Annotated in this window: 11 protein-coding genes; 6 read left to right on the top strand and 5 right to left on the bottom strand. The window is 51.6% G+C overall.

The annotated features are described in order from the left end of the window. Window positions 1-455: 455 nt before the first annotated feature. From BZG80_RS03555 to recD, 3 genes are all read left to right on the top strand, one after another. Complete coding sequence (locus BZG80_RS03555; RefSeq protein WP_077678760.1) at window positions 456-2,702, top strand: CehA/McbA family metallohydrolase; 2,247 nt, start codon at window positions 456-458, stop codon at window positions 2,700-2,702. Between the two features lie 151 nt (window positions 2,703-2,853). Next, window positions 2,854-6,453: an exodeoxyribonuclease V subunit beta gene (gene recB, locus BZG80_RS03550; protein WP_077678759.1), complete on the top strand. Its 3,600-nt coding sequence runs from the start codon at window positions 2,854-2,856 to the stop codon at window positions 6,451-6,453. Beyond that, window positions 6,450-8,291 (top strand): exodeoxyribonuclease V subunit alpha, encoded by a 1,842-nt coding sequence (recD, locus tag BZG80_RS03545; RefSeq protein WP_077678758.1) that lies wholly within the window; start codon window positions 6,450-6,452, stop codon window positions 8,289-8,291. The genes recB and recD overlap by 4 nt, the downstream gene beginning before the upstream one ends. A gap of 12 nt (window positions 8,292-8,303) precedes the next feature. Here recD and argA read toward each other — a convergent pair whose 3' ends face one another. After that, a complete protein-coding gene (gene argA, locus BZG80_RS03540; protein ID WP_198532916.1) occupies window positions 8,304-9,629 on the bottom strand; it encodes an amino-acid N-acetyltransferase in 1,326 nt (441 codons plus the stop codon). Window positions 9,630-9,847: 218 nt separating this feature from the next. On the opposite strand from argA, the gene BZG80_RS03535 reads away from it, so the two are divergent. Next, window positions 9,848-10,198 (top strand): DUF2850 domain-containing protein, encoded by a 351-nt coding sequence (locus tag BZG80_RS03535; RefSeq protein WP_077459753.1) that lies wholly within the window; start codon window positions 9,848-9,850, stop codon window positions 10,196-10,198. Window positions 10,199-10,298: 100 nt separating this feature from the next. On the opposite strand, the gene BZG80_RS03530 is transcribed toward BZG80_RS03535, so the two are convergent. Further along, on the bottom strand, window positions 10,299-10,523 hold the full coding sequence (locus tag BZG80_RS03530; protein WP_025744513.1) for a hypothetical protein: 225 nt from the start codon (window positions 10,521-10,523) through the stop codon (window positions 10,299-10,301). A gap of 236 nt (window positions 10,524-10,759) precedes the next feature. Here BZG80_RS03530 and mltA point away from each other — a divergent pair, with 236 nt between their 5' ends. Beyond that, window positions 10,760-11,839: a murein transglycosylase A gene (gene mltA / locus BZG80_RS03525; RefSeq protein WP_021022037.1), complete on the top strand. Its 1,080-nt coding sequence runs from the start codon at window positions 10,760-10,762 to the stop codon at window positions 11,837-11,839. 84 nt (window positions 11,840-11,923) lie between these two features. On the opposite strand, the gene BZG80_RS03520 is transcribed toward mltA, so the two are convergent. The 3 genes from BZG80_RS03520 to BZG80_RS03510 form a co-directional block, all read right to left on the bottom strand. Then, window positions 11,924-12,895 carry a TAXI family TRAP transporter solute-binding subunit gene (locus BZG80_RS03520; protein WP_021022036.1) on the bottom strand — a complete coding sequence of 324 codons (972 nt, stop codon included), beginning with the start codon at window positions 12,893-12,895 and terminating at the stop codon, window positions 11,924-11,926. A gap of 143 nt (window positions 12,896-13,038) precedes the next feature. Beyond that, a complete protein-coding gene (locus BZG80_RS03515) occupies window positions 13,039-13,848 on the bottom strand; it encodes a 3-keto-5-aminohexanoate cleavage protein (RefSeq protein WP_158011524.1) in 810 nt (269 codons plus the stop codon). A gap of 48 nt (window positions 13,849-13,896) precedes the next feature. Continuing rightward, a complete protein-coding gene (locus BZG80_RS03510; protein ID WP_077678755.1) occupies window positions 13,897-15,225 on the bottom strand; it encodes an aspartate aminotransferase family protein in 1,329 nt (442 codons plus the stop codon). A gap of 98 nt (window positions 15,226-15,323) precedes the next feature. Here BZG80_RS03510 and BZG80_RS03505 point away from each other — a divergent pair, with 98 nt between their 5' ends. Then, a complete protein-coding gene (locus BZG80_RS03505) occupies window positions 15,324-16,244 on the top strand; it encodes a LysR family transcriptional regulator (RefSeq protein WP_198532915.1) in 921 nt (306 codons plus the stop codon). Window positions 16,245-16,269: the final 25 nt, after the last annotated feature.

Here is a 16,269-nt window from a genome sequence, read left to right as displayed (position 1 = left end):
GTTTCCCCCTCTATCCACTCTCTTTCCCACTCTTCTCCCTGTTAGCCAAGTCTATGCATGGCTCTTTTGTGGTTATTTACTCTTARTTTTTGACTTTATATTCATTTTGAGAAATTAACTACTAGGATAGAGAAAATGGGTGGCTCGTCGATAAAACCATCTTTTTTGTCATGTTTGTTACCATTGTGTTGGTTAAAGATTGCACATTACGTTGCTCGTTAGGGGTCAATCTATTTGGGGTCTAAATATTTTTTAAACGATCATTTTAATGCAGAGTTACATTTTAATTGTAATTAAAATCATTATCTTATCTTTAATTTAATGATTAGAGGGCATCGTTTTTGTGTTGTTTATAGAGGCCTTTGTTCTGTTTTTTATTTGAACGTGTAATTAACTTAACGCACAATGTCATCGAAAATTCATATAACAAACCATGAAAAAAAGGATGTGCCTTCATGCATAAATTCTCAAAAAGCGCGGTGGCGACCTTGGTCTCTGGCCTTTTGCTGGGTGCCTCAGCGCACGCCGACGTCAGCATTACTCAAGGTAAGACTGCAATCCCAGATGGTGAGGCAACGCACGCCCAAGACATCACTGTGAAAAACGAGCATGTCGCGTTCGCATTGGCGGTTGAGTCCGCGCCACCATGGGGCGTGCCACGTGGTACCTTGGTGGATCTCGCGGCGGTGAAAAATGGCAAAATTGATCTAGACCGAGTCGCTTTTGCAGATTTCATCCCCAACAGCTGGTCAGCTTGGCCGAACGATCGCAAGTCGATTGAGATTGTTGAAGACAGCGATGAAAAAGCAGTGATCAAAGTGAGCCGTAACTTCGACAAAGTCGACATTACTACTTGGTATACCTTGGCTGCAGGCTCTGACGCGATTGCTCTTAAAACCGTGATGAATAACCAGGGTGAGGATGATCTCGAGCTAGAATCTGGCCACACGATCTGGCCGGATACGGGTTATCAGTTCGCGGTGCCGGGCCTTGAAGGCAATGAAGAAGCGATGGCGGACAATGCCCTCGCCGATCGCATGGTCGCGTATGACCGTGACTGGGCGTTCGCACTGCATGCGCCTTACTTTGACCGCATTAAATACAACGGTCGCGATATGTATCTGGGTCACACGCTCAAAGCCGGTGAAAGCCGTACGTTTGAGTCTCAGCTACAGGTTGTCCCGAACGGTGACATGGCGCCGATTGTCAAAGCCGAAGCCGAACGTCATGGTGAAGCGACAGGTACCATTGAAGGTAAATTGCGCGCTGATAATGGGCAAGTGCCAAACGATGCCTTGGTAATGATTGAAAAAGACGGTCACCCTTACGCGTGGACGCTTGCCAAAGATGGCCAGTACAGCATGGAGCTACCAGCCGGCGAGTATCAGGTTTATGGTACGGCAACCGGCCATGCCAACAGTCAGTCGCAATCCATTAATGTGAGCGCTGATGGCGAGCAAACACTGAATTTCACCTCGCTAAAAAGCCCTGCGACCCTTGCGCTTAACGTAGAAGAAGCGGTGTCTGGCGTGGCTAAAGACGCACGTGTGACTATCATTGAAGGCCAAGCGCCACCGGTTGAATTCTTGGGTAAACGCACCTTCTTTACTAATTTGCTGCCAGCTGGCCATGCGGAGCTAAATCTGGCACCGGGTGAATACAAGCTGGGCATTAATGCCGGTGCAGGCTTTACTGCAGAATCACAAACCTTGGATGTAACGCTCGAATCGGGCAAAACCAACAAGCAGTTGGTTAAGATCCCACAGGTAACCTTCCCTAATCGCCACCAATGGTACGGGGCAGACTTGCACCACCACGGCAATGTGCTGGAAGGGGTAACCCCACCAGAAATCGTGGTGCGTGCTCAGTTGGCAACCGACTTGGATCTGACCTTCATCAGTGATCACGACTCCACCATTAATCACAAAGTGTTTGCTGATTTATCAGCAAAACGTGGTGTGCCTTTCATTCCATCGATTGAGATCTCGCCATCATGGGGTCACATGAACCCGTTCCCCATCGACAATGGCGCGGCGCTGACGGTCGATCCGGGTACTGATGACGTGCATACTCTGATTGATGCTGCACATGAGATGGGTGCAGAAGTGGTGCCGATGAACCATCCATATAACGATTATGGCTACTTCACCAATATCGCTAAGGATGCGGTGCCGGGCGGTAAGACCGACCGTTTCGACCTGATGGAGCTTAACGCACGTGTCGATAACGAGCCGACGCTTGAAAAAGCGCACAAGCTTTGGGATCAAGGCGAAGCCATGTACCTCACAGCCGGTACCGATACCCATGATGCGTGGAACCAGCTCACTGGGCGTATTCGTATGATGGCCAATGTTGATGGTGAGCTAACGCCGCTCGCCTTTGCCAAAGCGTTAAAAGCCGGTCACGGCTATGCCACGCAGGGGCCAATCCTGTACCCACAAAACATCATGTTTGGTGAAACCGCCAAGGCAGGTGATAAATGGGATATTAATGTGGTCGCCGCTGATGGCCTCAAAGAAGTGCGCTTAATCGGCCAAGGTGGTGAGGTGCTAAACAGCATCACCATTAACCCTGAAGAGAGCACACAGCGTCTTGAGCTATCACTGCCTATTCCTGCGGATGCAGAGGGTTGGATCAATCTAGAAGTGGAAGACAAAGACGGCAGCACGGCATGGACCAACCCAGTTTGGCTTCAGTCGTAAACGTCGAGTCTCAATCAATGAACCAAGGCCAGCGATGCTGGCCTTTTTTGATCGTGATGTTAACCGGCGCAGATTGATGGCCTTGGTTAGAATATGTTTTACCCCAAGGGGTTGCTACAATAGCGGGCAGACTAGGCGATGAAATAATGATATGGAACCGCAGATCCTCAACCCGCTCACCTTGCCACTTGATGGCGTCCGATTAATCGAAGCCTCCGCCGGCACCGGCAAGACGTTTACCATTGCTGGCTTGTACCTGCGATTGTTGCTTGGGCATGGCCGCGCAGCGCCGTGTCGGGTCGAGCAAATACTGGTGGTGACTTTTACCGAAGCTGCAACCCAAGAGTTAAAAGACCGTATTCGGCGTCGCATTCATGAGGCGCGTTTTGCCTTTATGTGCGGTGAGAGTGACGATCCCATCATTGAGCCTTTGCTGGCAGAGATTAGCGATCATAAAACCGCGGCGCAGCGTCTGTTAGAGGCCGAGCGGCAGATGGACGAAGCGGCTATCTATACCATTCACGGTTTTTGTCAGCGGATGCTGACCCAAAATGCGTTTGAGTCGGGCAGCCTGTTCAGTCATGAATTTGTCACCGACGAGCGACAGATCAAAGCGCGCGCGGCGGCCGATTTTTGGCGTCGTCGTTTTTATCCGCTGCCAAAATCGTTAGCCGGTGTGGTGAGCAGCTACTGGCCCGCGCCGGAGGCCTTATTAAAAGAGATTGCGCCCTATTTATCCGGACCGGCTGTCACGGTTAAGGCGCCTGATCTCGGCGAAGATCTCATGGCGGCACACCAAGCGGCGATAGCCAAAATTGACGGGGTAAAGCGAGCATGGCGCGAGGCGGGGGAGCAGATCACCGAGCAGCTCAGTGCCGCAAAACTCGATGGCCGTAGTTATCGCAAAGACCATCTGGCGAACTGGCTGAATGCGATGGAACAATGGGCCAATGCCGAGACGCTTGATTACCAGTTGCCCGACAAATTGGAAAAATTCGCCAAACAGACGTTGGCGGACAAGAGTAAAGCTGAGCCACCGAGTCTAGCGCTATTTGATCACATACAGGCATTGGTTGATCAGCCGCCGACGTTAAAACCGGGATTGACCGCGCTGGCGATCAAAGAAGTGAGGCAGCTGCTCCGCCAAGAAAAACGCCGTCAAGGGTGGCTCTCGTTTGACGATCTCCTTTCTCAACTTGCCAGCGCACTTGACCAAGATAGCCAAGGCCAGTTGGCTGCACGTATTCGCAGCTTATATCCGGTAGCAATGATTGATGAATTCCAAGACACCGACCCGCTGCAATATCAGATTTTTAGCACTGTCTATCAGCCGCCAGTGGCGGACGATGCCCCTGTATTCGCAGACACGGAGGAAGAGACAGACACAGAGGAAGAGGGGGAGCGCACCGGTTTAATGATGATTGGCGATCCTAAACAGGCGATTTATGCCTTTCGTGGCGCCGATATCTTCACCTATATTCATGCCCGTGCACAGGTGAGTGATCACTATAACCTTGCCACCAACTGGCGCTCGACAGATGGCATGGTGCGCGGGGTCAATGCCTTGTTCTCGCGTGCTAAGGCGCCGTTTGTTTATCAAGACAGCATTCCCTTTTTAGAGGTAGCCTCTTCGCCTAGCGCCAAACAAAAGGCGCTGGTGGTGGAGGGAAACGAGCAGCCCGCGCTCACCTTTTGGCATCATTGCCCGGATGAATTGTGTAGCAAGCAAGATTTTGAACAGACCTTGGCGGTGAGTACCGCAAAGCATATCACGCAAATGCTCAACCAATCGGTGGCGGGCAATAGTTATTTGCAAACTCCGTCCGGCCGAGCCGACATTCAGCCGCACAATATCGCCGTGTTGGTGCGCACCGGCCGCGAGGCACAGCTGGTCAAGCAAGCACTGGCCGAAAAAGGCGTGGCGTCTGTGTATCTTTCTAACCGTGATAATGTGTTCGCCAGCCCCGTCGCCAGCGATATTGAGCGCATTTTAGTGGCGGTGATGCAGCCTGAAAACGAGCGTAAGTTGCGGGCAGCGCTAGCCAGCCCTTTATTTGGCCTGACCGCTGAGCAGCTGGCGTTACTCAATCAAGACGAAGCCTTGTGGGAGCAAGAGGTGGTGGCCTTTAGCCATTACCGTGATACTTGGCAGCGCCGTGGGGTGATGCCGATGCTTCGCCAAGTCGCCAGTGCTCGCCAAGTGGCAGAAAACTGGTTGGCGATGCCGCAAGGCGAGCGCTGTGTGACCGACTTTTTGCATATCGCGGAGTTGCTGCAAAGTGCCAGCCAGCAATTGGACAACCCACACGCGCTGATCCGCTGGTTACAAGAGCGAATGGCCGAGCCGGCTCAACAATCGGAAGAGCAGCAGGTGCGGTTGGAGTCGGAGCGTGATTTGGTGCAAATCGTCACCATCCATAAATCGAAAGGCTTGGAATACGATCTGGTTTACTTGCCGTTTGCCTGTCAGTATCGCGAAAGCAGCCAACCGTTTTATCATGATGAACAGTATCAGCCGGTGCTGGCGCTGGATAATGTCGATGAAGGCAAAGAACGCGCTGAAAAAGAGCGGCTGGCTGAAGATATCCGCTTGCTGTATGTGGCGGTGACCCGTGCCGTGTATGGGTGTTTTATCGGCTGTGCGCCCCTTAAACAAGGTAACAGTCGGCAAAAAGACTCGGCCTTGCACTTAACGGCCCTCGGTTATTTGCTCCAGCATGGAGAAGCCGGTGATGCTAGCCTGCTGGCCGAGAGTTTAGCTGGGTTGGCGAGCGCGAGCGATGCGGTGACTGTGGTTGCGCCACCGGAGCCGGATGATAGCCGTTATACCCCTCAAACGGGGGCGCACGAGGCGCTAAGCGCGCGTCAGTTTGACGGCAAGATTGACCGTCAGTGGCGGCTAACCAGTTACTCAGGGCTGTTAAAACAAAGCCATCATGTCAGCGCCTTGCCAACATTAGCCAGTTACGACTTGGACGCGGACGATGACCTCGCCGATGAGGAGACGCCGGATGTGGCGGTGGATCCTTGGTCGGTTTTTGCGTTTCCCAAAGGCGCGCGAGCCGGTACCTTTTTACATACCTTGTTTGAAGAGGTGGACTTTACCGCTGATTTGATGAGTGAAGAGGTCGCTGAGCTTATTACCCATCACCTTAGCTTGGAAAACTATAACCCGCAGTGGTGCCCGATATTGCAGCAGTGGATGACACAGGTATTGAAACACCCGCTAAATGAACAAGGGCTGATGCTGAATCAAATTGACAACGCCAGTCGGTTAACGGAGATGGAGTTCGTGATGCCTTTGGCTGCACTCGACTGCCAGCGACTGAACCGACTCGCCGCACGATATGATGCACTGTCAGCGCGTGCTGGCCAGCTCTCCTTTGAGACAGCGCGCGGGATGTTAAAAGGTTTTATCGATTTAACCTTCCGCGCCGATGGCAAGTATTACGTGCTGGATTGGAAGTCGAACCATTTAGGGGACAGTGTGGCCGATTACCATCCTGATGCGCTTAAAGAGGCGATGATCGCGCACCGATACGACTTTCAGTATCAGATCTATACCTTGGCGCTGCACCGCTTTTTGCGCCAGCGGATCCCCGATTATGATTACGACACCCATGTGGGGGGCGTGTTTTATTTCTTTTTACGGGGCGCCAGTGATAGCGGCGAGACCGGTGTATTCGCGCATCGCCCCGACAAGGCGCTGATTGACGCCTTGGACAACCTCTTTGCTGGAGAGTCGGTATGAAACAAGCATTAATGGCACTATACCAGCGCGGGGAATTGCGAGCGATTGATGTGCAATTTGCTTGTTTGATGGGCGAAGAAGAAAACCAATTAGATAAGGCTGCTATCACCGTATGGGCGGCGCTGCTGAGTCGCGAAGTGGGCAAAGGGCACGTCTGCCTTGACTTAAACCAGTGGCAGCCACCCACTGACGTCGCTTGGCAGCCTTTATTGGCGCACATTGATAGCCAAGCGCCAAGCAAGCAATTGGCGCAGGCCTCAGTCGTGTCCGATGGGACGCAGGCGACGCCCTTGGTGCTTGCCGAACACCGATTGTATTTGTATCGCTACTGGCATGCCGAGCAGCAAGTGGCGGAGCATATTCGCCAGCGTCTCGCGGCGCTGCCGGTACCGGATGAGGCCAGCCAAACCCTAGATAATTTATTTGCCGCCTCACAGGTAGAGATAGACTGGCAAAAAGTGGCGGCAGCCACCGCGTTGACCCAGCCTTTTGCGGTGATTTCGGGTGGGCCGGGTACGGGTAAAACCACCACTGTCGCCCGTTTGTTGGCGGCGTTGGTGGCGTCGCACCACGCCGAGCGTACAACGTCTGCTGCGCTCACCATCAAGCTGGTCGCTCCGACCGGCAAAGCGGCCAACCGATTGACTGAATCACTAGGACGGGCGATTGCCGCCTTGCCTGTTGATCATGACGTGAAAGCGGCGCTGCCGACCCAAGCCAGTACCATTCATCGGTTATTAGGGGCGATTCCGCAGCGAGTGGCGTTTCGCCATCATAAGAATAATCCCGTGCATGCGGATGTGTTGATTGTCGATGAAGCCTCGATGGTGGACTTGCCTTTGATGGCACAGCTGTTCGATGCCTTGGCGCCCTCAACACGCATTATTTTGCTGGGGGATAAAGATCAGCTTGCCTCTGTGGAAGCGGGGGCGGTGCTAGGCGATATTTGTCAGTACGCCGAGGCGGGCTATCCAGCGGCGCAAGCAGCGCGTTTAAGCCAACTGACAGGCTTTGACGTACCCGAAAACCCGCACGCGCCAGCGATTGCCAGTGCTTTGTGTTTATTGCGCAAAAGTTATCGCTTTGATGCCCAATCCGGCATCGGTCAGCTCGCCTTTGCGGTGAACCGAGGAGAGATGGCCGAGGTGGGGGCGGTGTTAAAACGCGGCTATGGCGATATTGCCCACCATGTGTTGAGTGATAACAGCTATCAGACCCTGATGCTTCAAGCGGTGGCGGGGTATCGCGACTACCTAACGGCACTCGATCATTCGACGCTCGAAAATCAGCGGCCCATGGCCGACGTGCTGAGTGCCTTTAGCCAATTTCGATTGTTATGCGCATTGACCGAAGGTCCATTTGGCGTCGCTGGCCTCAACCAAGCGATTGAACAGCATTTAGCGTCGGCGGGGCTGATAGCTAAAGAGCGTGACACCTGGTATCACGGCCGGCCGATCATGATTATGCAAAACGATCATGCACTGGGTTTGTATAACGGTGACATTGGCATTGCGGTGCAGCAAGCGGGGATCACCCGGGTGGCGTTTGAAACCCACGATGGCGAGGTGCGCTATTTGCTTGCCAGCCGTCTGCCCGCCCATCAAACCGCGTTTGCGATGACGGTGCATAAATCACAGGGCTCGGAGTTTGCGCACACAGTCCTGGTATGTCCGCCCACCATTTCACCGGTGATCACCCGCGAGCTGATTTACACCGGCATCACGCGGGCGAAGCACCAGCTTGATCTTTACGCGTCTTGGCCGGTGCTGCGCCACGGTGTGGGCGCACGCACCGCAAGGTATAGTGGTTTGCCGGATGCCTTGTTGGCGCCCTTATAATGGCGAGGTCAGCTAAAGCGCTAAGGTTAGTACCTTAGACCGGCGCTGATAGTTGTACAGCTCTTGGCGGGTGTTGGGGAGCGCCAAGACATCGGAAAGCAAAAAGCCTTGCTCCAAAAACCAATGCAAACTGTGGGTGGTGAGCACAAAGATGGTTTCAAGCCCTTTGGCTTTGGCGCGTTGCTTGAGGTGATTGAGGAGCATGACGCCGCGGTCGCCATCACGATAGTCTGGATGAATGGCGACACATGCCATCTCGCCGGTGCGCGCTTCACTAAACGGATAGAGTGCGGCGCAGCCTATCACTAACCCATCCCGTTCGATGATGGTAAAGCGTGGGATTTCTTGCTCCAATTGTTCTCGCGAGCGGCGCACCAGGATCCCTTGTTGCTCCAACGGTCGGATTAAATCCAAGATCCCACCGATATCGTCAATCTCAGCTTGGCGCACTTTTTCGGCACGCTCCATCACGATCTGGGTGCCGATCCCTTCAATCGAGAACAGCTCTTGGATCAAGGCGCCGTCTTTTTTATAGCTAATCAAATGACTGCGAGTGACTCCCGCGCGACACGCAGCAATCGCGCCCCGTAAAAAGCGACTGGTGCCAGAGCCAGTATCGCCAGCGGCTTCTCTCACTTCTAGAAGTGGCTGGGCTTGCGTGGGCAGTAACTCAGAAATCACTTCATTGTCTTGGTTTAAGACCCCTTGTTCGGAGCAAAAGCCAATCAACTTGTCTGCGCGTAACCGAATTGCGACTTGAGTCGCCACTTCTTCGGAGGTGAGGTTAAAGCATTCCCCTGTCACTGAACTGGCTACTGGCCCCATCAGCACAATCGCGTTTTGATCCAGTTGGCGTTGAATACCGTCGGTATCAATACGGCGAATTTTGCCACTGTGACAATAATCAATCCCCTCGTCGACACCCAACGGTTGCGCGATAATAAAATTGCCACTGATCACATTAATCTGAGCACCCGCCATTGGGGTGTTGTTAAGCCCCATGGATAAACGCGCGGTGATGTCGAGCTGCACTTGGCCGGCGGCTTGTTTGACCACTTCAAGCGCGTGGCTGTCGGTGATGCGTATTCCTTTGTGATAAGGCGTTTCCAGTCCGTACTGATTGAGCGCGCGATTGATTTGCGGGCGGGCACCAAACACCAATACTAGCTTCATGCCAAGGCTATTGAGTAGCGCGATATCATTGACGATATTTTTAAAGTTCTCATCCGCCATCGCCTCGCCACCCAGCATGATCACCGCGGTTTTATCTCGGTGAGCATTTACATAAGGTGCAGATTGGCGAAATCCTTTAACCAGTGCGGTACTTCTTATCTTCACGCGCATACCCGTTTATTTATTCACTTTATATGCCTTTTTATTCTTTTTTGGGTCTGAGTGTCAAGTCCTGTGCGGTGTCAGTGCGCATGTGAAACGATAAGAATTAGCTCCCATACTCGATGTTGGCCGATGAAGCGAGATCACAATCTGGCGTTCAGCGTCTAAAGTAAAGTGATGAGTCAGTTATGCTGGAATAAAAAGCACTGAGGGGTAAGCGCGTGCGAAAAACGAAACAAGTGGTTCTATTAGTTCTATTTATATTATTTGGTGGAACGGGATTTTTAGTGGCGACCCAGCCTGCAATTTTTGCGCCTGACGTGACGCAAACCGATTTGTATGGCGAATGGGTTGAAACAGAGGTCGCGCCCTATGCAGCTGATCGTTTTGAAGTCCGCAAAGACGGTATCTATACCAATGGCAGCCGGGTTACGACGAGTTATCAGTTTGATGGTGATAAGCTAAGTTATTCGATTGGTACGCAAACGTACGTGTATCGTGTCGAAAACAAAAGTACCTTAGAACGCTTATCGCCCGCGCATTACACGTCTTTTTTTGCGAAAGACGACTAGATGTTGGCATCCAATGGAGTTATTAGGTTACGACGGCACAAGTAGGGACGCCCAGAAACTCTCCGAGTAGGCACAAGGATGCAGAGTGCTCAGATCGTGATTAATATTTCACAGACTCTATTGTCGACAATAACTCATTGACCGAGCATTGCTTGGTGGCTACTCGGCGTAAAAGATCGGCAGTTTCCGAGTCGCCACCTAGGCAACGCTGAATACTGGTATTGATCACATTATGGGTACAACCTTCACTGGCCATCATGCGGATCCATTGATATTCCACCGCATCGCTATCAAGTAACGTCGAACGCCCAACTTTCAAGTCCATGGTAATCATTACTCCTTTTTTGTTGCATTTTCTATGCATTTTTGTTTCATGCATAGTACATAACAATTATATGACAGTTTGATGAATGACCAAGCAGTTACTAGGATAATCTGAATGACATCACAATTGAACTGTATTATTTTGCAGGCATTTACAGTCTGATAATGATAAGTGATTGCCAAATTCATCGCTTTTTGCGAGCCTTAGCGCTACAAACTAACTGATTGGATGATGGTGTGAAAAAAGCGTTAGTCGTGATGGCGTGTGTGGCGGTACTCGCAGGGTGTGTTAGGCCGACTGATCGTGGTCAGCAGTATCGAGATGGGCGGTTTGAACGTATTTTAACCCCAGTATCTCAGGTGGTGTCGGAAAGTCCGCGCGACTTTAGTTTATTTCAGGAGCAGCTTGCAGAAGTAGAAGCAAAATCTCCCTCGTTAGTGGTCAAGCATCAAGCGGTATACCAGCGCTTGCAGGCATGGCTGGACGCAGGAGGCAATGTGGACACGCTCGCTGAGTTTGGCCTGAGTGTTAACCAAATGGGCGGTGGCGATGATTTCGGTAACGTGATGTTTACCGGCTATTTCTCACCCGTGATTGAAATGCGCCATCAACCCGATGCCTTATTCCGTTATCCAGTTTATGCCAAACCGCCTTGTGATGAAGACTGCCCTGATCGTCAAGCGATTTATGACGGTGCTTTAGAAGGGTTAGGGTTGGCGTTGGGTTACAGCGCGTCTCGCATCGATAACTTTATTATGGAAGTGCAGGGCAGTGGTTTTGTCCATTTTGGTGACAATGATCAGCTCGAGTATTTTGCCTACGGCGGTAAAAACGGTCATCCGTACGTCAGTATTGGTAAGGTATTAATTGAAAATGGTGAGGTAGCCAGAGAGGATATGTCGTTACGGGCGATTCAAGATTGGGTCGCGGCGCACGATGAAGAAGAGGTTCGGACCTTACTGGAACACAACCCGTCGTATGTGTTCTTTACGCCCAAAGCGGCGGATCCTGTCAGTGGGACGGCGGGGATCCCGTTAAAAGCGGGCGCCTCTGTGGCGGCGGATCGACGTTACTTACCTATGGGCAGTGTATTACTTGCTGAAGTGCCACAGCTTGATGACCAGGGTAAATGGACGGGAGAGCATGTGCTCAAGCTTTTAATGGCGTTGGATACCGGTGGGGCAGTGAAAGAAAATCACCTGGATTTATACCATGGCATGGGTAATAAAGCAGGCGAGCAAGCCGGTCATTACAAACACTTTGGTCGGGTTTGGAAACTGGAACCGTTAGCGCCACAAATGGTGAATCAGCCCTAACGGCTAAGATTAAGACTCATCCTTGAAGCAATAAAAAAGCGAGCGTTTGACGCTCGCTTTTGCATTTAAGCCAACGAAGTATGATTACTCAATCAAACCCGCTTCACGATAGTAGCGTGCTGCGCCTGGGTGCAGGGGAGCAGACAGACCATCTTTTACCATTTCTTCTTTCTTCAAGTTGGCAAACGCTGGATGTAAGCGACGGAAATCATCGAAGTTCTCAAACACCGCTTTCACGACGTTGTAAATGACGTCTTCAGAGACTTGGCTTGAGGATACAAACGTAGCACCCACACCAAAGGTCGTCACATCATTATCGTTACCCCGGTACATACCTCCTGGCAATATCGCTTGACGATAATAATCGCGCTCGCTGATCAACTGTTTAGCCGCATCGTTAGCGACTTCAACCAATACGCTATCACACGCAGTCGTTGCCTCTTGGATCGCACCACTCGGGTGGCCTACGGCATAAACCATGGCGTCAATTTTATTGTCACAGAGGGCTTTTGATTGCTCAGACGCTTTCAGCTCGGAAATTTGGCCGAACTTATCCATGTCCCAACCCATTTGATCCATCAATACTTCGATGGTGCCACGCTGACCTGACCCTGGGTTACCAATGTTAACGCGCTTGCCTTCGAGGTCATCAAAGGTTTTTACGTTTGCATCAGCACGAGCGACCACGGTAAAAGGTTCTGGGTGGATAGAGAAAACCGCGCGCAGATCTTTAAATTCGCCTTGATCTTCAAACTTGCTGGTGCCTTTGTAGGCATGATATTGCCAGTCGGATTGTGCGATCCCCATATCGAGCTCGCCAGCACGAATGGTATTGATGTTGTAGATAGAACCGCCTGTACTCTCTACAGAGCAGCGAATGCCGTGGTCATCTTTACTTTTGTTAACCAGACGACAAATTGCACCGCCCGTCGGGTAATAAACACCCGTCACACCGCCAGTACCAATGGTTACAAACTGATTGGCTTGAGCCGTTGCTGCGGTTCCTAGTGCAGCGGAAAAGCTGAGCGCAATCAGAGTCGGTTTCATCGCTTTCATGCTTAAGATTCCTTTTTAAGTTAGAGGTTGCTATCCGGGCGCACCCTCGAAGATGGTATGACACTCGATGTAAATATGACAATAACGTGTCACCGCGCTATTTTTTCAATCTTTTAACAATATTTGCAAGCAATAGTATTGGGTTAAAACGATTGGGTCATGGTTTGTCTTAGTGCTTGTACAGGTTTAGTACAATATCCCAGGTTTTCCAGTGTGTTGCGCAAATTTGTGATCTGTGATGCGTTATCGTGTGCTTGGCTTTGATCGATGTGTTGGGTGTTGTTTTCAAAGCCGATTCGAACGTCACCGCCCAGTGTCGCGGCTGTCGTTAAGCAGCGACTTTCATGACATCCAAATGCGCAGACAGACCAAGGAATAGTGCCATCGGCGTGAAGCGCATGATACATGGCGGCGACATCTTCGGGCATACCTCGGGGTGGAGTCCGATCTCGCCCTGCAACAAAAAGCAAGTGATGACCTCGTGAGGGTAAAATACCTTGTTCGCGCAGCGTGTAGTAGCGTGCCAGCTCTCTGGGATGATAGAGAATAAACTGACTATAGATCCGAGCTTCAACCGTCCAAGCAAAAAAATCTGTTACCGCTTTGCTTGGAGGCTGATGATCAGGGATAAGCTCTCGTAGCGCAAAGGAAGCGGCTTCGGGTTTGACGGCTTTAATCAGCGCCATTTGTTGCTGGGGGGAATAGCGGCCTACGGCTTCGGTGGTGAGTTGAATCACCATGCGATCGCCGACGGCATCTATTACTTGCTGATATAGCGCTTGGTTTAGCGCGGGATCAAGGCTATGGGTTCCCTGTTGATCGCGGGCGTGGATGTGGGCCATGGTTGCGCCTGCCTCGGCGCATTCGTGCAGGCAGTGAATAAGCTGTTCGCCGGTGATAGGCACACGCGGATGGTGCACGGGCTGTAAGTACGCACCATTGGGGGCAACCATGATCGTCCTTGCGTCTCGCATTCTTTTCCCTCGCTTCTGAATCTGTCGTTATTGGTGAGGCAAGCACATCTCTAATGTCAGTGCTAGCTTGTCGGTGATGGCCGCGATATGAGTTGATTCAATAATATACGGCGGTGCGAGTAAGATGTGATGCCCCTGCTTACCATCAATAGTACCGCCCATGGGATAACACATGAGTCCGTTATGCATGGCGGTTTTTTTTATTGTTTGATGGAGCGTAAGTTCAGGCGAAAAGGGACGCTTGCTGGTTTTGTCTGCCACCAGCTCCAACGCTAAAAATAGCCCACGTCCGCGAATGTCGCCGACAAAAGGGTGAGAATCAAACTGATGGTGTAACGCCGATTTAAGCGCCTTTCCTTGTTGCTCAGTGGCGTCAACTAATCCTTCTTGCTGAATGGTGGTGAGTGTTGCTAAGGCAGCGGCACATGCCGTTGGGTGAGCCATGAAGGTGTGGCCATGTTGGAAAAAGCCTGACCCAGATGCAATTGCTTGATAGAGACGATCCGAGACCAAGGTGGCGCCAATGGGCTGATAACCAGCAGCCAGTCCTTTAGCGATGGCGACAATATCCGGCACGATGCCTTCATGTTCAAAAGCGAAAAAGCGACCGGTGCGCCCCGTGCCGCACATGACTTCATCGAGGATCAGCAAAATATTGTACTGATCGCAAATTGCGCGAATACGAGAAAAGTATCCCGCTTCCGCGGTCAATGCACCGGCTGTCGCCCCCACCACAGGTTCTGCGATAAACCCAATGACGGTTTCCGGCCCTTTTTCTAACAGCATGGCTTCAAGCTCGTTGGCCACCCGCTGACCATACTCGTAAGCGGTCTCATCGGGACGTTGATCGCGATAGGCGTAACAAGGGGCAATCAAACTGGTATCCATCAACAACGGGGCAAAGGGAGCGCGTCGCCATGCGTTGCCACCCACGGACAGCGCCCCGAGTGTATTACCATGGTAGCTTTGGCGGCGTGCGATAAAATGTTGTCGTTGGGGTTCACCGACTTCCACCCAGTACTGGCGAGCGAGTTTTAGCGCGGTTTCCATCGCTTCCGATCCACCACTGACTAAATAAGCGTGATTTATCGAGGGAGGCGCAAGGTCGGCCAACATCTTGGCGAGCGCTTCACTGCTTTCTGAGGTAAAAAAGCCGGTATGCGCATAGGGAATCGCATCAAGCTGACGGTGGATAGCGTCTAATACGGCAGGGTGGTTGTGCCCAAGGCAAGAGACGGCTGCGCCTCCGCATGCATCGAGATACTCGTTACCTTGAGTGTCGATTAAGTACATCCCATTACCACTGGCAATGGTAGGGGGAAGATGATGACAGTGACGGTGAAAGACATGACTCATACGAGGGCCTCAATGCAAGCGTGATAACTCAGTATGGTGAACTTGTGTTTTAAACCGCAAAGGATATATTTTCACCAGGTATGCAAAAAAGGAATGAGATGATGAATGTGCGTTTGCCGTCGATGCGTTCGCTTCAAACATTGATTGCGGTGGCTCAAACAGGAAGTTTTTCAGAAGCCGCGAAGGTATTGCATGTCAGCCAAAGTACGGTGAGCAAGCAAATACAGCAGCTCGAAGAAGGAATTGGTCAACCACTCTTTGAGCGACATGCTGGGGGAGTAAGACTCAACAGAGTCGGAGAGCCTTATTTAACTATGATATCGGCCAGCGTCAATGATATCGCCAATGCCACGGCGCAAGCGCGTCAGCAAAGTGCAAGGCATGAGTCCGTCAGCTTATTGGTGCCGCCCTCGTTTGCTAGCCTTTGGTTAATTCCTCAGCTGCCAGCGTTTAAATCGCAGCATCCTGATATTTCTGTGGTGGTCAGTGCCAGTGACTATGTGCCCCAAGGGAAAGAAAGTGAACTGGATATTTTAATCCGCTGTCAGCCTCATCAGCAGGCAGGCGCGCAAGGCAGATGCTTGGTCAACGAGCATTTGTCGTTATTGGCATCAGCGACACTACTTCCAGAGCCACTCGAGCGAACAGCGTTGTTATCGGAGGTGCCGGTTTTATCTCATTTGACGCGCCCTTCACTGTGGGAGCAGTTTTGGCAACAATTTGGGCTGGCTGACAGTAATCCGCAATATGGCGCAGGCTTTGAGCACTTTTTTATGGCGCTTGAAGGCGTGAAACAGGGTATGGGCATGGCGTTGATCCCCACCTTTATGGCCTCAGCCGCCCTGTCAAACGATCAGATTGTAAATCCCTTGGGGTTAAGCATAGACAGCGGCTATGGCTACTACCTTTATAGTGCGCGGTATAAGCAGCGTTCACCCGCTGTCATGCATGTGATCAACTGGCTGTGTGACGCCCTCAAGGTGGATGTGGCTAGACATCCTATCAGCAAGTCGGTATAACGCCTGTCAGCGCGATCAACGAAGA

This window comes from Salinivibrio sp. MA440, from assembly GCF_001996265.1.
Classification (GTDB): Bacteria; Pseudomonadota; Gammaproteobacteria; order Enterobacterales; family Vibrionaceae; genus Salinivibrio; species Salinivibrio costicola.
This window is presented reverse-complemented; position numbering and strand designations above follow the sequence as displayed.